The following is a 23,074-nucleotide window of genomic DNA, read 5'->3' as shown; positions in this document are numbered from 1 at the left end:
GTAAAAACATTCGTATGTTTCCACTTGTATTCGCTCTCCATCCCCTACTCATCCTGGTCTTCTACCAGAATGCTGTATTCATTGGACCTGGTCTCTCCAGAACGCTTTTGTTCGTTCCACTCATACGTGTAGAGAGCCGTCAAATATCCCTGCTGTATACCGGTTTGTTCAGGGGCCAGCTGCACAAGGTAAGCAAGCTCCTTTTCCGAATTCGGACCCAGCTCGCCGATGTGAAGATACCTTGGTGTGGAATATTCCGGAACGTTCAGCTGCATCTGACCGTCCTCCTGTCCCACCCATTTGGCACCCTGAGGCAGAATATTCCCTACCTGCACGCGTGCAGGCAGCGAACCCGTGTTGCTGACCCTTACATTGAAAGTGACTGTTCCTCCCTGCTCTACAATGGCAGGAAAAACCTCCACATAAACGTGAATAACAGGTGCTCTGAATTCCAGAACAGCTTCATTCGAAACAAGTCTTCTCTGAACTACGCGAGAGTCCGGCAGGCGGAATGTATAGAGCAGTACCGCCCGATTCACGTAACTGCGCTGAAAATTATTAACTTCACCCTCTGTACCCGCTGCCCCTGCAAGTTGGGCTTCAAATTGAATATGCAGCTCCGAGCGGGCAGTTAATGTACCCAGATCTATCACTGTGTTCGGGTTTGTGCCTGGACGTTTAACTCCGTTCCAGCTGAGGCTTCCTTCAACAAAGAGCAGCGAGCTGGGAAGGACATCCTGAAGTTTTGCATCCACCGCATAATGACTTTGATTAGACAGAGTAATATGATATCGTACCCGTTCTCCAGGTGCCGCCGCTGCAGGCGCCACCGTTTTGACAATCGATATCCGAGGTTCAACAATAACCAATGTGACTTCGTTCGAATCAACCGTTTCCTGGGCGCCGGCTGTAGCTGTAAAATATCTCAACACAGCCGTACTTGTTAATTGATCCCCCACCTGACCACCTGTGACCTGTACCCGATACTGTACGCGAATAACACGACCTGGTCCAATGTCTCCAAGATCAATTCCAGCATCCGGTGTGACCTGCGGTGCGAACATATCGTTAATCGTCACACTCGCCGGAATAAAAATAACACCTGCTGGCAAAGCCACGATCAACACAGCATCTGCTGCCGCAGCAAAACCCGGATTATTCACAAGAACCGTGTACATTAATATATCTCCGGCAAATGTGTGAGTTCGGTCTACTTGAAGACTCACTTCGAGCCGCGATGTTTCGATGTGCACTTCAACCATGTTGGATCTCTCTGAGCCGCTAACCGTTCTGCCTTCTGTAGTAACAAACTCATAATTCACCTCTGCCTGGTTCAGCAGCTTGAGTGCAGATGGAACCCGCACAATAACGACCTGAAAGTGATAGTTCAGCACCGCACCCGGTGCAACTTCTGCAGGAGGCAGCCCCTGTACTGGAGAGACTCCCGGCAGGGGAATGCCGTCACGAAGTACACTGTTCGGTAGAAGTGATGTCTCCGAGGAGATCGGGTCCACTACACGGACAACGGCCGTGCGGTTTCCCGTATTTATAATTTCAATCTGGTACGTCAGAGATTGACCCAGAACGGCTGTTGTTACACTGCATCTTTTGCTTACTTTAATTCGAGGGCCAATCCATGGCGTGACGACCGTGTTGGAATATGCCACCTGTTCCAGTTCAGTCGTACCCGAGCTGAATCGAACCAGTGACTGATTCTTTAACCAGTGGGACAACGTACCTGGAATCTCGCTCATATCACCACAACCTCTACATTAAATGTAACGGTGGTTGAAGCTCCGGCAGCAATGGAACCCAGCGTAATTCCCGTATTCGGATTACCTGTGGGTCTCGCCACGCCGTTAACTACGACACTTCCCGGTACAAATACAGTACCCGCTGGCACAGGGTCAACCATGACCACATTGTTTACCGTTTCTATACCGCTGTTGGTCACCACTACGGTATATGTGATTACATCGCCCACGACAGCATCGATGGCACTGGTGCTTTTGACAACAACCACATTTGGAGCAGATACAGGAATGATCAGTACGTTGGACGATACCGTTCCCGTCAATACGCGTCCGTCTGGCGGACTGAATGTATAGTTCGCGACAGCCTGGTTGCTCAGCTGCTGGTTTTGAGGCAGTGAATCGACAGTAACGCCCAGAGTGACGGTTACATTCACAGAACCACCAGGAGGAATGCTGCCTACAACGATACCGGCTTCGGGATTGGCACCCGGCTGCGGTATACCATCAATCAGTACACTGTTCGGGAGCAGTACAGCACCAGCTGGGATGTTATCGGTTAAGGTAAGATCCGCAACCAGATTGCCGCTGTTATTGATCGTAAAGGAGTACACAATGTCGTCACCGATGGTCGCATTCGATGTGCTGGCTGTTTTGGCTACCGTAATAATCGGCTGGTAGATCGGAGTAACAATCGTATTGGAATACGCTGCACCAGAAAACACACCCGATGTAAAGCTTACAGAAGATTGACTGCTGACTTGCGGCGGCGATGGAAGTGAGTTGACACGTACAGCATATGAAACGGCGATGGACTCTCCAGGAGCCAGTGTACCGAGTGCAATACCTAGTGCAGGGTTCGCCGAAGCACGCGGTGTACCGTTAACCAATACACTTCCTGTAACAAAGGTGGTTGCAGGGTCGATTGGATCGGTCAGGACAATGTTGTTCACCGGGTCAATACCGCTGTTGGTCACCACCATCTCATAAACAATCGTATCGCCTACGACCGCATCTGTAGATGTTGTTGTTTTTACAACAGTCACATTCGGTGCAGAGACCTGAATAATCAGTGCATTCGATGTAATGCTCCCCCCAAGTGTTCTTCCGTCCGGCAGCGTATACGTATACGCAGCTGATGCCTGATTGGTAATGGACTGGCTTACTGGGAGTGTTGTGATAACAATGGAAAATGTCACGATTGTCGTGGTGGATACCACGCCAAGTGAAATACCTGAAGCAGGATCAACGCCTGGTGCTGATGCTCCATTAATAATGACACTATTAGGCACAAACTCTGTACCCGCAGGAATGGTATCGGTCAGTGTTACAGAAGCACCATAGTTTCCGGTATTCGTTACAGCAATACTGTAAATGACGGTATCCCCCACCGTGGCAATAGCTTGATCTCCTGTTTTGACTGCTGCCAGAATAGGTTGATATACCGGGGTCGAGACCGTGTTAGAGAACGTAGTGGCAGAAAACGCTCCGGATGTAAAACTCACTGTCGATTGATTGTTTAACACAGCACTCGACGGCAGACTTGTAACTCTTACGCTGAATACAACCGTAACTGTCGCCCCAGGTGCAATGGAGCCCAGTGTAATCCCCGTAGAAGGGTTGGCATTAGGACGCAGCACGCCATCCACAAAAACACCGCTTGGCGCGAGTACTGTACTTGCTGGCAAAGCATCCGTAAATATGACATTGCTGACATTCGCAATGCCATTGTTCGATACTGCAATGCTGTACGTTACGATATCCCCTACAGATGCTGCTGTAGAAGTGGTTGACTTGACAACAGCCACGTCAGGTGCGGATACAGGGATCGTCAGCACATTGGAAAGTACGGATCGAGTGATACTTCTTCCATCCGGCAGAGTGAACGATAGCGCAACTGAAGCCTGATTGACAAGCTGCTGCGGACTAGGGAGTGTCTCAATCACAACGGAAAAAGTGATGGTTGTGGTTGCTCCGGCTGCAGCTGTTCCGGCAGGAATTCCCGCCGCAGGACTTGCGGCTGGCAGGGGCTGACCGTTAACAATGACGCTGTTCGGCACAAGTGCGGTACCCGCTGGCAGATTGTCTGTCAGATTAATCTGTGCTCCGAAATTCCCCTGATTGCTCACACTGATCGTATAACTGACCGTATCCCCAACGGTAGCATTCTGTGTGCTGGCTGTTTTCTGGGCTGTTAATACGGGCTGAAACACCGGAGTTAACACGGTATTAGAGAACGTTGTACCCGAAAATGTGCCGGAGGTGAATGTAATGGTTGAGCGATTGCTCAGCTGATTGTTCGGAGGAATGTCGTTAACAATGATGCTAAACGTAACGGCTGCCGTCCCGCCTGGTGCAAGCGTCCCCAGCGGTATTCCGCCCGATGGACTGGCCGCCGGTTGTGATACACCGTTCACCGACACACTACCTGAAACAAATGAAGCACCGGATGGGATGGGATCAGAAAACTGCACACTGTTCACAGGTGCGATACCGCTGTTAGTGACCAGTACGGAATAAACGACCGTGTCACCCACGGTTGCGGCTGTAGATGCTGTGCTTTTTACCACACTTACGTTAGGCGATGAAACAGGAAAAGTAAGTGTGTTTGAAGTCGCCGTGCCAGTCAACGTTCGACCGTCAGGCGGTGTAAAGGTAAAGGTGGATGATGCAAAATTACTGAGATGCTGTGGAGATGGCAGAGAATCCACAACTACGGCAAACGTGACAACCGCTGTGCCTCCCGCCGCTACAGTACCTACCGGAATGCCAGTGCCGGGCGTAACTCCCGGCTGCGGCACACCCGAAACCACCACACTGTTGGGCACAAAGGTCGTCGCAGCCGGGATCGTATCCGTGACAGTAACATTCGCCTGAAGGTTACCCGCATTACTCACCGTTATGGTATACACGACAGTATCACCGACAGTCGCATTTATCGTGTTTGCTGTTTTAACAAGAGCAATCTGCGGCTGTATGACAGGGGTCTGGGTTGTATTCGAAGATGATGATCCCGAAAATGAACCGGAAGTAAAGCTGACCGTCGACTGATTGTTAATCTGGGAAGGAATCGGCATAGTTATCCTCACCTCAAAAGTTACGGTTACTTCAGCTCCCGGGGCCAAAGTACCGATTGGAATGCCGGCGGTCGGATTGGAGAGCGGTGATGCAGTGCCGTTCACCAGGACACTTCCGGGTATAAATGGGGTGTTCGAAGGCAGTGAATCAATAAATATGACATTGTTGACCGCGACTGTTCCGTTATTTCGAATCAAAGAAGTATAACGGATTACATCCCCGACCACGCCATAATCAGCGTTATCACTTTTAACGATGCTGACATTGGGCAGGGACACAGGGATCGCGACCGTATTGGATGAAGCAAAACCTGCAATGACCCTTCCGCTTGGCAGTGTGCAGCTGTATGAGGCAGCAGCTTGGTTAATCAATTGTCTTGGATCTGGCAGACTTGCAGCAGTTGCAAGGAAAGACACCGTCACAGATGCTCCGGCAGCCAAGGAGCCGAGACTGATTCCCGAATTGGGACTTACCCCCGGAGCCGGGTTTCCATTAATCAAGACACTGTTTGTAACAAATACAGCTCCGGCAGGAACCGGATCGGTCAATGTAACCAATGCCGGAATATTACCTGTGTTGGTGATTTGAACATTGTAATTAAATGTGTCTCCGACAGTCAGACTCGACGTACTCGCGGACTTCAATGCTTGAATGACCGGTTGGTAGATGGGGGTGTTCACCGTCACCGATGAAGACACACCGTTGAAACTGCCGGAAGTAAAAGCAGCGCTTGCCCTATTGCTCACTACACCTGATGCGGGAACAGCAGTGACCCGCGTCTGATAAGTTACCGTGACACTGGAGGAATTGCTTAAGGTCCCCAGGGCGATGCCTGCGACCGGACTGGCATTACTCTGCACCACTCCGCCCACTGTGACCGTCCCCGCTATGAATTCAGATCCTGATGATGGTGTGTCGGAGAGCACCAGATTTTGCACAGCACCCCCACCGGCATTTGTGATGACTACCCTGTACGTGAGTGCATCTCCGACTGTGCCATCTGTCGTGTTGACCGTTTTGGATACAGTAATATTGGGCGCGGAAGCAGGGATGCGAATGACATTGGAAACCGAGCTGCCGGATAAATTCCTCCCACTTGGAAGCTGATAGGTGTATGCGGCAGTCCCCTGATTCTCTAATACAGGTGGAGAAGGAATTGTAGTCAGAGTGGCTCGGAATATAACGCTTGCGCTTCCTCCGGGCGCAATACTTCCCAGTGTAATCCCGGTCAAAGGACTCGTTCCCGGTCTTGGAGTGCCATTAACGGTTACCGAATCAGGTACAAAAGTCAGACCCGCAGGAATGGTATCTGTTACATTGACTTGTGCAGCAAGATTTCCGGTATTGCTGACCACGAGTGTGTAGGCAAGCTGATCCCCCTGTGTTGTATTGGTTTGGCTTGCCGATTTCACAATGTTAATCACAGGCTGGTACACAGGTGTTGTTACTGCGTTTGAGTTCGAAATGCCCGTGAATGCTCCGGAACTGTACGAGACCGTGGCTCGGTTAAGCAGCGAGCCGCCCGCTGGTAGAGACTGCACACTGACCTGAAACGTCACCGCTGCGGAGGTCCCGGCATTGATGGTTCCCAGCGCAATTCCACTTGCCGGATTGGCTGAGGGTACACTTGTACCCCGAACCGTTACACTTCCAGGCACAAAAATCAGCCCTGACGGAAGACTATCCGTCAGAATTACACTGCTGATCGGTTGTATGCCTCCGTTCGTTGTGACCACCGAATACGTAAATGTCTCTCCAACTGCGACATCCATAACTGTGGCTGTCTTCAGAACAGTAACATTAGGCAGCGTTACCGGAATGGTCAATGTATTCGATGCCGCAGTCCCCGTAATCGTCCGTCCGTCTGGCGAGTTAAACGAGTAAGTCGCGGAAGCCTGGTCAACCAATGTCGGCGGTGTAGGCAGGCTGGTCACCAGTACCTGAAACGTAATTGTGGTTACACTTCCCGCAGCCAGTGTACCCAAATTCACCCCTGCAGCCGGGTTAGCTCCTGCAATAACCGTTCCATTGACACGAAAGCTGCCAGCGACATACGTACTTCCAGCGGGAATATTATCACTAATAGTGACATTTGCTCCTACATTTCCTCCGTTAGTCACCTGAAGCGTATAGGTCACCTGATCGCCCACTGTAGCATTCGTTGAGTTGGCAGATTTCACAATGGACAGGTTGGGTGAGTATACAGTAAGTGCTGCGTTATTCGAAGGAATAACACCACTAATGACGGGACCCCCGGCAACACTTTGAAACGTAAATGCTGCATTCGCGGAATTGAAGAGCTGCAGAATACCTGCATCATTTGCAATCTGGGCACGGTAGGTGACGACCACACTGCTGTTCAGATTCAAAGAACCTAAGGGTATACCTGATGTCACATCCAGCGTGGGCCTAGACACCCCGCCTACCGTAATACTGCCAGGCACAAACGTTAGGCCTGTCGGCAGCGTATCCGACAGCACTACACTGGCCGCACTTGCCGAGCCGCCATTGGTAATTGTTGCTGTGTACGTCACAATATCCCCGGCCACAGCCCCCGCAGCCGTAAAAGATTTCGCAACAGTAATTCGTGGTGCATTAATGTCCACTTGTATGGCGTTGGCATTGACGATATATGCATCACCGGATGTAGTAAGAGTTAACACTGCCGAAGACTGGTTGTTGATCAACCTGGCAGACACATCCACATTGGTGATATCCCAGCCCTGACGCCCTCCGACAATATTTGTTCCGGGTGCTCCATTGATCTGATTGCGGGTTCCAAACGTACCTGTAGTATTGAGCGCGCCTGTATCGCCATTAATTTGTGACGCAAAAAAGTTAGCCGCCAGATTATTCGGTCCGGAGAGTGCGACTGAGGCAGCTGAAGTCGGCCCAAACAACGCCTGATCCCCTGTCCGATTCGCATCCCCCTCCTGCGCACTGAACAGGGCTCTGCCACCCAGCGCTCCGGATATAGGTGTAGCAAAACCTGTAAGCGTAGTTACTACGGGCGCCGAAGAGGCTTGAACCAGTACCCCGCCCGCACGCAGGGACATATTCCGAAAAGGCAGATTTCCATTTTGGTAGATCACGCCCAATGTCCAGCCTGCATGATTGGCTGTTGAATCATTAGTGATGACGATCGTGCCTACGACTCCACCTGTGATATATGTACCTGCTCCTCCATTTTGTACAAGGGTGGTGACGTTAGCCGACCGCACATATCCTGCTGCGTTGCTGCCAAGATCGAACTGATTATATGTGGCTGGGTCTGGCGTAACACTGAATGTTCCCGCAGGGGTCGTAAACGAAACCGGATTGTTGATTGCCGAACTGAGGTTAACCGTTCCATTAATATAACTTCCGCCCCAGATCAGCTCCGCATACAGAACTGTAGTGCCTGCTGGCAGAACCAGAATTGCTGCTGAACTATTGCTCTGGTAAAGACTGGTTGTTCCCGCAGGATACGTCCCGTATGTCAAAGCTGTATTCGTGGTTGTAAATCCTCCGATACTGTCCAGAGTTCCTGGTACTCCTGCCGTATCGGAACGGCTTAGTCCAAGTGTGTTACCCGTAAACGTAATTGCCCCTGTAGCGTTGACGGTGGAACGAACGACAAGAGGAATGAAATTCACCTGCCCTTCAGCAAAATAATACTCCGGCACGGCAGTAGAGCTTGTTGTTAGTCTATGAAGCATCGCCCATAAATTTGTATGTCCACATCCGAAAGTTTGGTTGTCCTGTGGGTTTGGGTAACCTGTGGATGATTATGTAAGGTTAATTATCATACTTCACATTTTATCGCTTGCGTTTTGCCGATTGTATCTTATAATCAACTTATACGAGAGTTGTCTGTCGTATCATTTTGATGCAGTCAGCGGTGATATATGAACAATACATCAGAACAAAACAACTATATTCCAAGTGAGTATGAGATCAAACATTCCAAATGGATACGTAAAATGCTTCATGCGTACTGGGTTGTTATCGTTTCTCATTTTTTAATTCAGATTGGTTGTTATCTTTTTCTTAAATATGATCTCGCCCCCCTGGATTTTATAGTAAACGTCCTATTTTGGCCCACGGCTATAGCTGCGTTTTGCATCTTGTTTGCCAGCTATGTGGATCGAAAATTTCCTTCCTACTCGTTCTATACCATGTCAATAACCAGTACAGTGATCGCCTGGACCACTATCCATGTCAATTACGACATTCGGATTATGCTCGCCATATGCCTGCTGCCGATCTTTGCCTCTGTGCTGTTTTTTGACCGAAAGCGTCTGTGGTTTGTTTTCGGGCTGCAGATGGCAGGATATGGTCTGCTTTTGTTCGATTCGGCCTACCGAGCCTATCTGAACTCGTTCGACATGGTTTCAATTCCGGCCTTTTTGGTTATTGCAACGTATGTTGCACAGATCATTGTGACCAGCGGCGTCGAAGTGCTGGAAGATCTGCAGGCCAGTATGAATGCCGAAAATGACCTTATTGTCAAGAATGCGATTATCGCCAAACAGTCAAAAACAGACGGACTAACCAACCTATATAATCAAAGCTCCTTCAAAGATTATTATGAGAAGGCACTTGAATATGCGCATAATGGGATGAGCCTGCATCTGGCACTGATTGATATTGATGATTTCAAAATAATCAATGATACGTATGGTCACCGCGTTGGTGACATTATATTGGAGAAGGTGTCTTTGATTATTCAGGAGAGTATTACAGCGAGTGACATTGCTGCACGGTATGGCGGAGAAGAATTCGCTTTGTTAATGTTTGAACAATCCTTTGAGGAGGCCTATGGTCTGGTCGAACACATCCGGCAAAAGATTGCACTTATCAGGCATCTTGAACTCGGTGGATCTTCCATAACAGTAAGTATTGGTCTCAAAGGCTACCGTCTTAATCTGAGCAAAGACAAGTTGTTTGAAGAGGTAGATGCCTGCTTGTATGCGGCCAAACGTACGGGTAAAAATAAAACCGTAACATCAATGGTTTCAGCTTGATTCGATCCATCATCATTCCAGGAAATAAAGTTGTGCTGTATCCGATTTACCCGGGTCTACAGCACAACTTTTCTGTTTGCAGCGATCCGCTTTTTCCTCTGGATTCGCCTTTTTCCACTAATCTGCCCACTCCCAGCGGTGACGATATTGTTCCAACCTTGGGTGCATCTCTCCGGGTTGACCGTCAATGATAAGCCGCAGCTCCTTAATCCAGTCTGTGAAAGAGTCAAAGGAAGCCCATTGATTGGCCATCGCCGCAGTCATATATAGAAAAAGAGGTGCAGGGTATTCGGCTTGAATATGCCTAAGTGCTGTGTCCATGGGAGTATACTTTTTACGTTTCCCTTCCAGACCCTCTACACGGATCATGGAAGAGGACTGATCTCGCCGCCATTCATGAAGACGGTCCTCCCTTTTGTAATACGGCTGTACCGCATCTCGGCTCATTCGTCTCACTGTGCTCTCGTGTAACGGAAACAGCACCAGCTGTGCAAAAGCTCGCGCGTCCATGATCACCGCTGCTCGTTCAAGCTGCTCGTCCGTCACATGCTCAAACGAATCATAGAAGACCAGTGTGCCTTTACGGCTGGACGCAGCAGGTTCATAACCATAAGGTACATTCGTGTATTTTCCAGTCAATTGAAATCCCGCCCTCCGTTCAAACAGCGTTTGTACAAAATCTGAAGCTCGCTGAATTGAATAGTCACCGCTTTAGTATATGCTAAGGTGTCTCATCCAACTCGGAATAAAAGGTCACTCTGTTCTTGCCCGCACGTTTGGAACGGTAGAGTGCCTCATCGGCCATTCGTATAATATCACTTGGATTGGTACTATTGGTCGGATACTCGGCTCCGCCAATACTGCACCCGATGTGAACCCGTTCGTATTCGATAATAAAGGGTTTGTTCAGACTTTGAATCACGTCTTGGGCATACTGGATCGCTTCCTGCCGTGGATCATCTAAAGCAGAGCGAAATACGATCAGGAATTCGTCACCGCCAAGTCGGACCGTAATGCCATGCTCATGACTCAGAGCGGTAAGACGTTGAGCTACTTTTTGAAGCAGTATATCTCCGGTCTGATGCCCAAGCGTATCATTCACACTCTTGAAACCATCCAGATCCAGATAGAGAAAAGTAAGTGTGTGATCCTCACTTTCCATTTCAAGTGACTCCTCAAGATACACTTCAAGCGCTGTACGATTCTTCAATCCGGTAAGCTGATCATAATGTGCCAAATTTTGCATAACAACCAGTTCCGAGTCCTTATCCAGAATGGAAGATAACATGTTGCGCAGCGAACGTGACAATGCTTCAATCTCCGTTATGCCTTTATTCTCAGGGATATCTACATTCTCTCCAGCACCGAGACGGTCTGCAACTCTGGTCAGCCGAACCAGCGGGGCCGAGATCTTTCTGGATAGAAGCCAGCCAATCAGTGCAAACAGCAGTGTCACAATGAAACCTGAACATATGTTAAACCACATCAGATCCATAACAGAAGCAAATGCAGTCGATTGGACCTGTCGAATAACGATCGTCCACCCTAGTCCCGGATAATCTTTATACCCCTGACTATACGCAAATCCAGTAACATAATCTTTTCCATCCGGCCACTTCTCGCTTGACCAGCCGATTTTGCTCTTATGGCCTTCACCTATTCGATCCAATTCAAGGGGTTTACCTAACCAATCTTTGGGGCCGAGCAGAACCGTGTGCTCTTTCCTGCTAACGATAAAGAATTCAAGATCCTTCTCATCCCGTTCTAACGGAACGAGCACGGAGGACTCGACCTCCTTGGCCCATGCCCAGCTGAGATGTGCTGCTAATACACCACGAATCTGACCGCGGCTGTCCAATAGCGGAAAGCTGATATCCACGAACTGCAGCGGCTCGCCGGACGGGTTGGGCAGCAGTTTGGCCAGCAGCACCGCATTATGTACATCTCCAATAAATTTACCCTTGATTCCCTCCTGAAACACAGGCCGTTCGGACAAATTTTTCCCCAAAAGAATGCCATCGGTAGCTGCGAGCACTTTTCCTTTGGGGTCGATGAATCCAACCCAGGAGAATGAGGGAAAGCTATTCTGGAGCTGATCCAGCAGAATCTGGATATCTGCAGGTTTAAATTGATCATTCAAGGATGCCATGCTGCCCAGAAGATCCATTTCACCTGACCGGGCATACATGAAACGATCCAGCTTGTCTGCTGCCTGTGCGGCTGTACTCTCCAGTGAATGGCCGATTTCGGTTTCCACAGCGTCGAATGATTTTTGACTGAAAAGGGATCCGATTGTCAATATAACTAACAAGGATAATACTGCAAAAATGACGGTAAGCACCGTTCTAAGTTTGAATGACATACAACCTCCTGCATATACGGTGAACCGCTCTAACCATTTTACCAGTCAACTTCTGTTTGATGCAAAAAGGGAAAAACAGCTCTATCTTCTGTTGAACTAATATCGGTATTTTTCACTGCTTTATTAATATATGTATCCATACAATTTCGGGCCAAAACAGCACCGAGTTTCTTCCATTCAAAGAATAGTCACGATTCTGTATATACAAACTTGGGTTATGAATATAGAGAGCAAGCATATCCTTAGGGGATTGCGCCTGTATGTCACAGAGAGAACGACGAGAAAATAAACATTGGGGGTGTAATTATTTGAGCCTGCTTCACGCTGCTGTTATTTTGCCTTTTGCAGCTGGCATCCTTCTGTCCCTGCTGCACAGACTATTCAGTAAAATTCATCTGGGATGGCTGGTACTGCTTGTACCGGCATCGTTATTCGTTTATTTTGCAAATCTGATTCCTGCTGTATCCCAGCGCCAACCGGTATCCGGTCAGATCCCATGGATTCCTTCCTTGGACATCGGATTTAATCTATATCTGGACGGACTGAGCTTGCTGTTAACGCTTCTGATTAGCGGGATCGGTGTACTTGTCGTCTTTTACTCCATTTTTTATATGAGCAAAACAGAGGCACTGAACCGCTTCTACCTCTATCTGTTAATGTTCATGGGAGCGATGCTTGGCGTCGTATTGTCAGACAATATGATTGTACTGTATGCCTTCTGGGAGCTCACAAGTATTACTTCATTTTTGTTAATCGCCTTTCACTACAAGCGCAAAGCTTCAACATCCGGCGCACAAAAATCATTCCTGATTACCGTCTTTGGCGGGTTCGCCATGCTGGCCGGATTCATGCTGATGTATCTGATGACAGGCACCTTCAGCATCCGTGCAACCATTATGGAATGGGGACAGATTCAGGATAGTTCGTTGTTCCTGCCCGCCCTTGTTCTGATTCTGATTGGAGCGTTCACGAAATCGGCACAATTCCCGTTTCACATCTGGCTTCCCGATGCCATGGAAGCTCCAACACCTGTTAGTGCGTACCTGCACTCTGCCACCATGGTCAAAGCTGGACTGTACGTGGTTGCCCGCTTCACACCCATCTTTGGTGGTCAGGGATTATGGTTCTGGTTGGTAACCGGAGTGGGACTGCTCACATTGAGTTACGGATCATTTCTAGCTGTGAAGAAAAATGATCTCAAAGCCATTCTTGCCTATTCAACCATCTCTCAACTGGGTCTGATTATGTCCCTATTCGGGGTCGGATCTGCTGCTCTCTATTTCGGATATGGCGAATCCTCGGCATTGTATACCGCAGCAATCACGGCTGCGCTGCTCCATCTATTCAATCACGGGACATTCAAAGCCGCACTGTTTATGGTTGCCGGCATTGTCGATCACGAGACAGGCACAAGGGACATCCGCAAACTTGGCGGACTGGCAGCATTCATGCCGATCACGTTCAGCCTGGCTCTCATCGGCTCACTCGCCATGGCAGGTATCCCGCCTTTTAACGGATTTATCAGTAAGGAATTGTTCTTTCAAGCCATGGTACAAAGCACAGATCTCCGTATCTTTGGCTTAGGTTCATGGAGTATCCTGCTCCCTGTTATCGCGTGGCTGGCCAGTATATTTACCCTGATCTACGCTCTCATTTTCGTGTTCAAAACATTCCTCGGTCGTAGCCGAAATGAGCTTCCAGCCGAGAAATTACATGAAGCGCCTGCCGGTCTGCTCATTCCACCGATCATTCTGGGAACTCTCGTCATCACATTTGGACTCTTTCCAGACCTCCTGTCGGGGTCGCTGATCGAACCGGCGATGGCAGCCGTTCTTCCTTCCCTCGTGAATGGAGATGAACGCTTTGATGTACATTTCTCTTTATGGCATGGCTGGACTCCCGAATTGTTCATGACCATCGGTGTTGTTGTACTCGGTGTCATGCTTTACAAGCTGCTGCCACGATGGAGGAATATTTATGAGCACTATCCACAGGGATTGACGATCAACAACATGTACCATGTTGTTCTGGACAACGTACAGCACTTTGCACGCAGGTGGACCGAAGCTTATATGAATGGCTCCGTTCGTAATTACCTGGTTTATATTTTTTCCTTCACAGTCGCTTTGCTGGTCTACGCATTTTTCCGCTCTGGAGAAAATATTACCTGGAATGTACAGGATCATGCACCTTACTCGTTCTATGAAGTGGTGCTGCTGATTACATTGATTGCAGCTGCTGTCTCTATCCCTTTTGCCAAGAACCGGTTATCTGCCGTCATTATGACCGGCGCTGTCGGTTATCTGGTTACGTTGCTGTTCGTCCTGTTCCGTGCACCAGATTTGGCACTGACACAGATGATCGTAGAGACCGTCTCCGTAGCGCTGTTCCTGCTCTGTTTCTACCATCTGCCTGAGTTACAGCGTGGGAAGTCAAGTCCCCGTTATATAACGGTCAATATGATTGTAGCCATTTCTGTCGGAGTGGTGATGACCATGGTTGCTCTTGCTGCCAGCGGTACAGCTTCACTCGACAGCATATCCGCTTTCTTTCTTCAGGAAGCATACAGTTCAGCAGGCGGGAAAAACGTCGTGAATGTGCTCCTGGTTGACTTCCGCGGCTACGATACGATGCTGGAGATTATGGTTCTTGGTGTGGCCTCTCTATCCATCTATTCCATGATCAATCTGAACCTCGAAGCCAAAGATCTCGGAGCCAGACTGAAATTCCGTAAGAAAGAAGAAAAACAAGACGAAGAAGCCGAACTCGATGACGAGGCAGACAACACCAAAAAATACGGAAACCGCGAGCGCAGTACATTGTCTTGGGACACGGTACCCCTGCAGAGTAATGATGTGCTCCTGCAAACGACGACAAAAGTGGTTGTATTTATCATCCTGACCTTCGCGATGCATCTGTTCTTTGCCGGACACCATAATCCAGGCGGAGGATTTATTGGCGGCCTCGTCACAGCAGCAGCCCTTGTGCTTATCGCTCTTGCCTTCAGTACAGATACGATACGCAAAGCGCTGCCCATCGATTTCCGAAGTTTGACAGCCATCGGTTTGGGCATAGCCCTGCTCACTGGTGCAGGTTCATTCCTGTTCGGTGTTCCATTCCTCAGCCAGACATTCGGATATTTCGAACTTCCGCTGCTGGGTGAGACGGAACTTGCCACAGCGATGCTGTTCGATCTTGGCGTATATCTCGCTGTTCTGGGCGTCACCATGACTATCATTTTACAGATCGGGGAGGATCGTTGATATGGAAATTTTGATGTGTGTGGCCGTAGGCATTTTGTTCGCGGTTGCCGTCTTTCTCATCTTGTCACGGAGCCTGCTCCGCATCGTGCTTGGCATGTCCATTCTGACACACGGGGTGCATCTGCTGTTAATTACCATGTCTCGTCTCAAAACCGGTGCTCCTCCATTACTCGGAGAAATGGCTGAGAAATATGTTGATCCGCTGCCTCAGGCCCTAATTCTGACGTCAATTGTTATCAATTTTGGCCTGACTGCTTTCTTCTTTGTTCTGTCTTATCGTTCTTATCTGAAGCTGAAGACGGACGATATGGAAGAAGTAAGGAGGCGCCCATATGAATAATCTTGTCGTGCTGCCGATCCTGCTTCCACTGATCACCGGGGTTCTTGCCCTGCTGTTCTTCCGGAGAGTATATATACAGCGTTTCGTGAGTGTTGTCGGGCTGTTGGCTGCGGCTGCGGCCTCTACGATACTTATCATTCGTGTAGCTCAATCTGGCGTTCTGACGCTGAATATGGGCGGCTGGTCAGCTCCTTACGGCATCGTGCTTGTTGCCGACATGGTCGCAGCTCTGCTTGTGGTGGCTGCATCCATTATTGCGCTGGCCTGCCTGCTCTATGCGTTTCGAAGCATCAACAAGGAACGGGAGCAGCATCATTTTTATCCATTTTTTCATTTTCTGATTGCAGGTGTGAATGCCTCTTTTCTCACCGGTGACTTGTTCAACTTGTTTGTCAGCTTTGAACTGATGCTGATCTCCTCCTATGCACTTATCGTGCTTGGGGGAACGGAAAGACAGCTGCGCGAGACGATCAAATATGTATTGATTAATATAGTATCCTCCGCTTTATTTGTAGCTTCAATAGGCTTTCTCTATTCGATCACAGGTACGCTGAACATGGCCGACTTGTCGGTTCGAATTGCGGAAGTCGGTCAGAGCGGAGTTGTCACGCTGATTGCCGTCCTTTTCCTCATCGTATTCAGTATTAAAGCCGGTTTATTTCTATTCTTCTGGTTGTCCGGCTCTTATGCAGCACCGCCCGCTGTTGTTACTGCACTGTTCGCAGGTCTGCTCACCAAAGTTGGCCTGTATGCCATTGTGCGGACCTTTACTCTGATTTTCTATCATGATCCGGACTTCTTCCATGCCTTGATTGGCTGGATGGCTGGTGCAACGATGGTTCTGGGAGTGGTTGGTGCGATCTCGTATCGTGATGTGAACAAGATTCTGATCTATAACGTCGTGGCTGGTGTTGGATTCGTTGCATTCGGAATGGCCGCGGCCAGCCGTACTGCGCTGGAAGGGCTGCTGTTCTATATGCTGCATGATATGCTGATCAAAACGCTTCTTTTCCTGCTCGGGGGTGCTCTAATTGCCGTAGCGGGTACATCGAGACTCGACAACATGGGTGGACTGATCCAGCGTTATCCGGTGCTGGGGTGGATGTTTTTCATCAGCGCACTTGCACTTGCGGGCCTGCCTCCATTCAGTGGATTCCCCGGAAAACTGCTGCTTTTTGAAGGCGGCCTGGAGGCTGGATTATATGGTTTAACCGGTATAGCCGTGCTCTCAAGTCTGCTCATGCTGTATTCTGTACTCCGCATCTTCATTCAGGCATTTTGGGGTGAGCCTCCTGCGGGTATGGCCAGACGTCCTTACGCGGTGAACGGCCTGCTGATTCCTGCCGGAATTTTGTTTGCATTCATCATCGTCATGGGCCTGGGCGCTGAGGGCATGTTCCAGCTGACTTCCCGCGCTGGCGATATTCTGCTGCATCCCAATATTTATATTGATGCCGTATTGAAGGAGTAGATGTCTATGGCCTTTCAAATTGTACTCAATCTTATCATTGCCTTTGTCTGGATGTTTCTAAATAATGCCTGGAACGGTATTGGTTTTCTGATTGGATATATGCTCGGGCTGCTGTTGATCGGAGGTATGCGCCGTTTCTTCCCGCAGCGCTTTTACATTGTTCGGGTATGGGCGATCCTTAAGCTAATTATGCTGCTGTTTAAAGAACTCGTTCGAGCAAGCATCGGGGTTATTCGCGAGATTATCAAACCTAAGCTCGACATTCGTCCAGGCATTTTCACCTATCGAACCCAATTATCCTCAGATTGGGAAGTGACCCTGCTCTGTCTAATGATCTCATTGACACCAGGATCGCTGCCCCTCGAAATCTCGGGCAATCAGCGTAAGCTTTTTATACACGCACTGGACATCAAAGATGAAGAAAAACTGAGAAATGACATCCAGAATACCTTTGAAAAAGCAATCATGGAGGTGACACGTTAATGTTATCCTCACTGCTGTTTATCTCGCTGCTCATTCTATCTTTGGCGATTCTGGCCTGCTTGTACCGGGTTCTTCGCGGACCTTCCATGGCCGACCGCATTACCGCACTCGATACGATCGGTATCAATGTCATCGCCATTGTAGCCGTACTTTCCATGATGCTGCAGACACAAGCATATTTGGATATTATTTTGCTGATCGGCATTCTCGCTTTTCTAAGCACGGTGGCATTTGCACGCTATATCGAACGAGGGGCGGTGTTTAAAAATGAAGGAGATCGTTAGCGGAACGGCTGAAACAGCGATTGGTGTGCTTGTACTGCTTGGTGCCCTGCTCAGCGCTCTTAGTGCATTCGGACTCCTTCGCCTGCCTGACGTATACTTGCGTGCTCACGCTGCCACCAAAAGCATGACGCTTGGCGTGTTTTGTGTACTGAGTGGTGCATTTTTCTTCTTTTGGTACTTTGACAACTATATCAGTGCCCGCCTGCTGCTCGGTATTCTGTTTGTGTTCATCACAGCGCCTGTAGCCGGACATCTGAATGGCCGAGCTGCTTACCGAACCGATGTGCCTCTGTGGGAGCAAAGTGTGCAGGACGAACTCGAACCGCTGTTAAAAGGGAAAAAGATGAATCACGAAGCGAAGGACATGATGGAATAGCTTATATAAATTGATTAAACGGTTTACACGGAACACTCCGATGACAGAATAACCTTCCGACCGCTGTTATCCACAGATTTTTTTGATTCCCTTTCCAAAGGGGAAAATCCGGGGATAAAGGCGAAGTGTATGCTTCCGATGTTAGCTTTCTTTCAGAAAGCTTTTAGCTTCGCTTGTTCAGGTTTTTTCTGTCCTCTCCGTTAATTTGTAAAAAATAATTCAACTTATATCGTGGCAAATATAAAGTGAAACAACATACCCCGGAGGATGTATCGCTTCTTTAGCGACTTTCCTCCGGGGTATTTCTGATACCATTTCATTGGGTTAGTATACTCCGATTCAGCTCAAAAGTATCGACTCGTCATTCTTTTCTCAAAAGCCGTTTAAACCTTGGCGTTTCAAATCCGCAGCCACAATGCGAGCAAGCTGCGCAGCTCCCTGACGATTCGGGTGCAGGCTGTCGCCATTCATATACAGTGCCAGCGTTGCAGCCGGACCAATAGAAGTAAAGTATGCAGAGCTTAACTTGTTCAAGTCCATGAGAGTTACACCCTCTTCTTGTGCCAACGCACGTGTAGAGGCATTATACCAGCGGTTCTCCGCTTGATGCACATTTGCCGAGTTAAAGTCTGTGGCCCGGCCCTGAGGTGTAGAGAGAACCACCGTGGCTCCTTTACTCTTCGCCTGACGAACCATATCCCGCATAATTTCCTTGAATTGTGCTTCTGTTGTATTGTTTTTGGCATTGGTATCGTTAATTCCAAGCTGCAGTATGAAGTAATCACCCGGTTTGATATACTTCAGAATGGCTTCCATCTGTCCGTCATTACGGAATCCTCTGGCAATCTGCCCGCCTGTCGCCATATTACGAACCTGGAAGGTCGCATTATTCACATAAGATGGGAGCATCTGTCCCCAGCCTCCCTGCACGCTGCTGCCAAGCGGATAATAATTGCACACCGTCGAATCTCCGCCGATATAGATTGTGCGATTGGTCACGGGCTGGTTGGACAGTTTTCTTATTTCAAGTGCACTAAGCGTAAACGCGGTGCCCTCCTTGCCCTCGGTGATCAGCAGATTCAGCTGTCCGTCGGTCACCGGAATCTGAAATTGATCTGATGCTCCGTTTCCCGTCATATTCATGATCTGGTAGACCCCCTCTGCCGCTACACTGGCTCTGGAGGTATTACCCAGAATCACTTTGACCTCATACAACCCGTTCGGCAGATCAACATTAAAGGTGTTATCACTTTTTGTTCCAAACTTCAGGAATTGAACTGCATCACTACGAACACCACTGCCTGAAGCGGAAACATTCCTCATATTAGCAGGTGTGTTGAAACCAAAACCCTTTGAAGGGGTATAGGCGGTTGAGGCAGACACTCCGATATATCCGTTCTCTACTGCTCCAGCACCAAAATCAAATTTGTAGTGATCCGATGCAGCCTCGGCTATCTCTCCTTGATCACCGCCAAATCCAACTGCAAGCGTACATGCAGCAAGTACAGTACATAACATCATCCGTAAAGAAGTTGACCATTTCATCATCAAGCACTCCTCTCGAATTAAAATGACACGATTTGTACCCCTAAGGACCCTGATTGAGATAAAAATTATAAGACTTGCTGCAGCCAGTCATAGGCTCTTGCACCGCTAATCTCATGTCCTCCTGCAAAATAATCGGCATCCAGTGCCTGTCCAGCATCCGCATGTGTGTAGATCTTTTTCAAGCGTTCGTGAGCCTCCTGCGCCGAATGAAGTGGAAACACAAGGTCTTCACTCCCAATCTCCAGAAAAAGAGGTCTTGGAGCAATCAGACCGATGATATCCGGCAGCTCGGCTTCCTGTAAAATCCCCGGGATATAGTTATCAAGACAATGATTGCGATCCAGTATACTCCCGTGGAAAGTGCTTGCATAGCCGCTAACAACAGCAGCTTTACATCGTTCATCCAGAGCAGCCGTGAAAGCTGTAACCAATCCGCCGCCCGAAATACCCATACTTCCGATTCGCTCTGTGTCCACTTCCGGACGCGTCAGCAAATAATCCAGTACACGTCTGGTTTCATATACACGATGTCCTGCAAGAGTGTGACCTGACATAAGCAGATGCGCAGCGATCTTGGTGCATGAGCTTGTCCCTGGTGGCGCTTCACGGTCCTCCTCCAACCTTCGATCACCAAAACCCAGCAGTTCCGGCGCCGCAACGATGTAACCCCGCTTCACGAGAGCTAACGCGAAATCTTTGTGTAATCCTGGCTCTCCCTTACGCGGTGAACCATCCGGCTCCAAACCACAGATTTCCCGGCTTCCGTACCCATGGCCATGACAAGCAATAACAGCGGGTATCTCCTTGTAGGTAGCGCTTACATTTTGGGGTGTCAGAATATACACAGGCATACGCAACCCTGCATAGGTTGTAATTTCAATCCTTTCCCGGATGTACCCATCACATACGTTATGCTCCAGTACGACAGGATTTAATGCTGCTGTCACCGTCGGAGAACCACCTAGTCGCTCTTGTACATGTGTGCGCAATTCTTGCTGCCATAACGCCAAAGGCTGCTCCGCGTCATAGGCAGAACGACCCCGAAGATTGGTTTGCTGCTGCAGATAAGCTTCGATATCGGACATCGTCCAGTATCCCTCCTGTATGTGCTGGTATAATACAAATCTAGAATTGAAATATTTGGTAACCTCACTCTATTATAGTACTAGAAGTAAACTCCCCGCCACCTTTAGTTTATGACTTCAGACCACTTTTTCAACTTTAAAACATCGTGTCAGCAGGCTTGAAAGAAGTAAAGTTATGACCAGTACGCCGGCACTAAGTAAAGCATAGCGGAAGTCCAGGAAACTGAAATCCATCCGTAAATAGTTGACTGCTGGAAATGCGGCGACGATGCCAACCAAAATCATAACTCTATACATCTTCAGCACCATTTCACTCCCATTAGTGGCCCACACAACAGCATTGGCAAGGTAGAGAAATGCACCGATGCACAGTAATATGGTTAAACCGGAAGAAAAAAAATGGACTGATCCTATAGATCTGAACCCCAAAGCGGTAAATACAAACCAGATGAGAACACCATTAATCAATGCCATCGCGACCACACGAATGAATGCAAATAACCACACAGCAAGCATGATTTTATTAGGCTTCGACACTACTGCCAGCAGAAAACTCAGATTTTTTTCGGCCTTTTCTTTGGTAAAGAACTGCAGTACGTGTGGAATGCCTACATAAAGTGCAAACACTAGTGCAGACGATAGGAAACCGACCGCCATTATAGAATTTGTAAAGATCAAACGATGCTCCTGGCTTTTATTTAACTGATGCAGCAGCGGAATCATCCCATCGATAGACAGGCCCAGATCAGCTTCTATCTCCCCCAGCTGACCTAACGTAAACACAAAAAATATGCCGAACATCAACGCCTGCATCGTCAAAGATCTCTTCCAATTCAGGGTTTTTATATCTTTCCTTAATAATGCGAGCAAGAATAGCCCCTCCCTCTCCAGCAGATTACTTTAAACTTTAGTTTTGACGGCAGCTTGTTTGGTTTCCCTATAGAAATCCTCCAGCGAGCCTTTCTCCTTGAAAAACTCTTTTACTTCAATACCCTCCTGCAGGAGCAGCTGCAGCGGCTGTTTAATAAGCTCTGGCTGGATTACCAAGGTTACAGATTGCTCATCGTGACTCAGGACTTGGATTCCAACCATATTATGAAGAACATTTACCGCCTCATCTGGTCGACTGCATACAGCGATATAACGTTCGGTAACCCCGCTTATGGTCCCCAGTGTCTGATCTGCCACGATCCGGCCTTGATGAATCATCATAACGTGATCGGCAATTTTCTCTAAATCAAACAAATCATGAGAACTGATAAAAATTGAGGTTCCCTGCTTCAAACAGATTTCTTTCAGTTGATCCCGCAAAAATATTTTGGAATCCGGATCAAGTCCCGTAAATGGTTCATCAAGAACGAGCAGCTCGGGCTCATGCAGTAACTCACGTATAATCATCAATTTTTGTTTCATACCCTTGGAAAACCGTGCTGCCTTTAAAGTGGATTTCAGTTCAAAATGCTGAGCAAGGCTGCTGAATCGCTCTGCAATTGTCTCCTTGCGCATCCCGCGAAGACGTCCAAAAAACAACACATTCTCCCAAGCTGACATTTCCCCGTATAGTCCGCCCTCATCAAACACCACACCAAAACGGTTCCTGCTCTTCTGGGTCATATTATAGGCAGGTTCTCCGAACATACTGCACATTCCCTTTGTTGGAGGATAAAGGCCTGTAATGCATCGGATCGTTGACGTTTTGCCTGCTCCATTTTCTCCAATTAAGGCGCTAATCTGTGCCGGACGGATTGCCATGTCAACATGATCAAGTACAGGTCTGCCCTGCAGGCTCAGACTTAATCCACGTAATTCAACAACTGAAGATACCATGATTCCCCTCCTAACATTACAATAATAAGCAAATCATAGATTAAATAGGTTCGTGTTTTATGTAATATACATCACTTTTTTACTGAATAAGTTAAATATTGAAGTTAGTGATGTCTGTTTCAAAATGTCCGTTGAACTAAAAAGGATATTCCTGACCCGTGTACATGCAGCGGGCTGTGGAATATCCGTTCTTTTTAACA

General features: G+C 48.3%; 15 protein-coding genes. 7 read left to right on the top strand and 8 right to left on the bottom strand.

The genetic code is table 11. The features are described 5' to 3' along the window. Positions 1-44 precede the first annotated feature (44 nt). Entirely contained in the window at positions 45-1,754 is a 1,710-nt protein-coding gene (locus MKY97_RS12715; protein ID WP_342555769.1) for a DUF11 domain-containing protein, read from the bottom strand. Further along, positions 1,751-8,527, bottom strand: coding sequence for a hypothetical protein (locus MKY97_RS12710; RefSeq protein WP_342555768.1), 6,777 nt, complete (start codon positions 8,525-8,527; stop codon positions 1,751-1,753). Before MKY97_RS12710 ends, MKY97_RS12715 begins: the two co-directional genes overlap by 4 nt. Positions 8,528-8,716: 189 nt before the next feature. Here MKY97_RS12710 and MKY97_RS12705 point away from each other — a divergent pair, with 189 nt between their 5' ends. Then, entirely contained in the window at positions 8,717-9,835 is a 1,119-nt protein-coding gene (locus MKY97_RS12705) for a GGDEF domain-containing protein (protein ID WP_342555767.1), read from the top strand. Between the two features lie 117 nt (positions 9,836-9,952). Here the strand turns inward: MKY97_RS12705 and MKY97_RS12700 are convergent, their stop codons facing one another. Both MKY97_RS12700 and MKY97_RS12695 read right to left on the bottom strand, forming a co-directional pair. Further along, a complete protein-coding gene (locus tag MKY97_RS12700; protein ID WP_342555766.1) occupies positions 9,953-10,474 on the bottom strand; it encodes a hypothetical protein in 522 nt (173 codons plus the stop codon). 82 nt (positions 10,475-10,556) lie between these two features. Next, positions 10,557-12,197 (bottom strand): diguanylate cyclase, encoded by a 1,641-nt coding sequence (locus tag MKY97_RS12695; RefSeq protein WP_342555765.1) that lies wholly within the window; start codon positions 12,195-12,197, stop codon positions 10,557-10,559. Between the two features lie 308 nt (positions 12,198-12,505). Here MKY97_RS12695 and MKY97_RS12690 point away from each other — a divergent pair, with 308 nt between their 5' ends. The 6 genes from MKY97_RS12690 to mnhG are packed head-to-tail and all read left to right on the top strand — an operon-like array spanning position 12,506 to position 18,414. After that, on the top strand, positions 12,506-15,460 hold the full coding sequence (locus tag MKY97_RS12690) for a Na+/H+ antiporter subunit A (RefSeq protein WP_342555764.1): 2,955 nt from the start codon (positions 12,506-12,508) through the stop codon (positions 15,458-15,460). Between the two features lies 1 nt (position 15,461). Beyond that, positions 15,462-15,800 carry a Na(+)/H(+) antiporter subunit C gene (locus tag MKY97_RS12685; RefSeq protein ID WP_342555763.1) on the top strand — a complete coding sequence of 113 codons (339 nt, stop codon included), beginning with the start codon at positions 15,462-15,464 and terminating at the stop codon, positions 15,798-15,800. After that, positions 15,793-17,271, top strand: coding sequence for a Na+/H+ antiporter subunit D (locus MKY97_RS12680; RefSeq protein WP_342555762.1), 1,479 nt, complete (start codon positions 15,793-15,795; stop codon positions 17,269-17,271). The genes MKY97_RS12685 and MKY97_RS12680 overlap by 8 nt, the downstream gene beginning before the upstream one ends. A 6-nt stretch (positions 17,272-17,277) precedes the next feature. Beyond that, a complete protein-coding gene (locus MKY97_RS12675) occupies positions 17,278-17,754 on the top strand; it encodes a Na+/H+ antiporter subunit E (protein ID WP_342555761.1) in 477 nt (158 codons plus the stop codon). Beyond that, complete coding sequence (locus MKY97_RS12670) at positions 17,754-18,038, top strand: Na(+)/H(+) antiporter subunit F1 (protein ID WP_110896037.1); 285 nt, start codon at positions 17,754-17,756, stop codon at positions 18,036-18,038. Before MKY97_RS12675 ends, MKY97_RS12670 begins: the two co-directional genes overlap by 1 nt. Further along, the gene (gene mnhG / locus MKY97_RS12665; RefSeq protein ID WP_342555760.1) at positions 18,022-18,414 is read left to right on the top strand and encodes a monovalent cation/H(+) antiporter subunit G; all 393 of its coding nucleotides are present in this window, start codon (positions 18,022-18,024) and stop codon (positions 18,412-18,414) included. Before MKY97_RS12670 ends, mnhG begins: the two co-directional genes overlap by 17 nt. A 372-nt stretch (positions 18,415-18,786) precedes the next feature. On the opposite strand, the gene MKY97_RS12660 is transcribed toward mnhG, so the two are convergent. The 4 genes from MKY97_RS12660 to MKY97_RS12645 all read right to left on the bottom strand — a co-directional run bounded on the left by MKY97_RS12660 (position 18,787) and on the right by MKY97_RS12645 (position 22,874). Next, positions 18,787-19,962 carry a GDSL-type esterase/lipase family protein gene (locus MKY97_RS12660; protein ID WP_342555759.1) on the bottom strand — a complete coding sequence of 392 codons (1,176 nt, stop codon included), beginning with the start codon at positions 19,960-19,962 and terminating at the stop codon, positions 18,787-18,789. 65 nt (positions 19,963-20,027) lie between these two features. Then, a complete protein-coding gene (locus MKY97_RS12655) occupies positions 20,028-21,047 on the bottom strand; it encodes an alpha/beta hydrolase family protein (RefSeq protein ID WP_342555758.1) in 1,020 nt (339 codons plus the stop codon). 117 nt (positions 21,048-21,164) lie between these two features. Beyond that, positions 21,165-21,917, bottom strand: a complete 753-nt coding sequence (locus tag MKY97_RS12650; RefSeq protein WP_342555757.1) for a hypothetical protein — start codon at positions 21,915-21,917, stop codon at positions 21,165-21,167. Positions 21,918-21,947: 30 nt separating this feature from the next. After that, the gene (locus tag MKY97_RS12645) at positions 21,948-22,874 is read right to left on the bottom strand and encodes an ABC transporter ATP-binding protein (protein WP_342555756.1); all 927 of its coding nucleotides are present in this window, start codon (positions 22,872-22,874) and stop codon (positions 21,948-21,950) included. Between the last annotated feature and the right edge of the window lie 200 nt (positions 22,875-23,074).

Origin of the sequence: Paenibacillus sp. FSL R7-0652 (genome assembly GCF_038595045.1) — a bacterium.
In the GTDB taxonomy this organism is placed as follows: Bacteria; Bacillota; Bacilli; order Paenibacillales; family Paenibacillaceae; genus Paenibacillus.
The sequence above is the reverse complement of the archived record's forward strand: the minus strand, read 5'-3'. Positions and strand labels throughout refer to the sequence as shown.

What these genes read in the sequence shown, in the direction of transcription:
- MKY97_RS12670 (WP_110896037.1), top strand. Translation starts at nt 17,754, where the DNA reads ATGTTATCCTCACTGCTGTTTATCTCGCTGCTCATTCTATCTTTGGCG.
- MKY97_RS12680 (WP_342555762.1), top strand. Translation starts at nt 15,793, where the DNA reads ATGAATAATCTTGTCGTGCTGCCGATCCTGCTTCCACTGATCACCGGG.
- MKY97_RS12660 (WP_342555759.1), bottom strand. Translation starts at nt 19,962, where the DNA reads ATGATGAAATGGTCAACTTCTTTACGGATGATGTTATGTACTGTACTT.
- MKY97_RS12685 (WP_342555763.1), top strand. Translation starts at nt 15,462, where the DNA reads ATGGAAATTTTGATGTGTGTGGCCGTAGGCATTTTGTTCGCGGTTGCC.
- MKY97_RS12645 (WP_342555756.1), bottom strand. Translation starts at nt 22,874, where the DNA reads ATGGTATCTTCAGTTGTTGAATTACGTGGATTAAGTCTGAGCCTGCAG.
- MKY97_RS12655 (WP_342555758.1), bottom strand. Translation starts at nt 21,047, where the DNA reads ATGTCCGATATCGAAGCTTATCTGCAGCAGCAAACCAATCTTCGGGGT.
- MKY97_RS12705 (WP_342555767.1), top strand. Translation starts at nt 8,717, where the DNA reads ATGAACAATACATCAGAACAAAACAACTATATTCCAAGTGAGTATGAG.
- MKY97_RS12675 (WP_342555761.1), top strand. Translation starts at nt 17,278, where the DNA reads ATGGCCTTTCAAATTGTACTCAATCTTATCATTGCCTTTGTCTGGATG.
- MKY97_RS12710 (WP_342555768.1), bottom strand. Translation starts at nt 8,527, where the DNA reads ATGCTTCATAGACTAACAACAAGCTCTACTGCCGTGCCGGAGTATTAT.
- MKY97_RS12695 (WP_342555765.1), bottom strand. Translation starts at nt 12,197, where the DNA reads ATGTCATTCAAACTTAGAACGGTGCTTACCGTCATTTTTGCAGTATTA.
- mnhG (WP_342555760.1), top strand. Translation starts at nt 18,022, where the DNA reads ATGAAGGAGATCGTTAGCGGAACGGCTGAAACAGCGATTGGTGTGCTT.
- MKY97_RS12715 (WP_342555769.1), bottom strand. Translation starts at nt 1,754, where the DNA reads ATGAGCGAGATTCCAGGTACGTTGTCCCACTGGTTAAAGAATCAGTCA.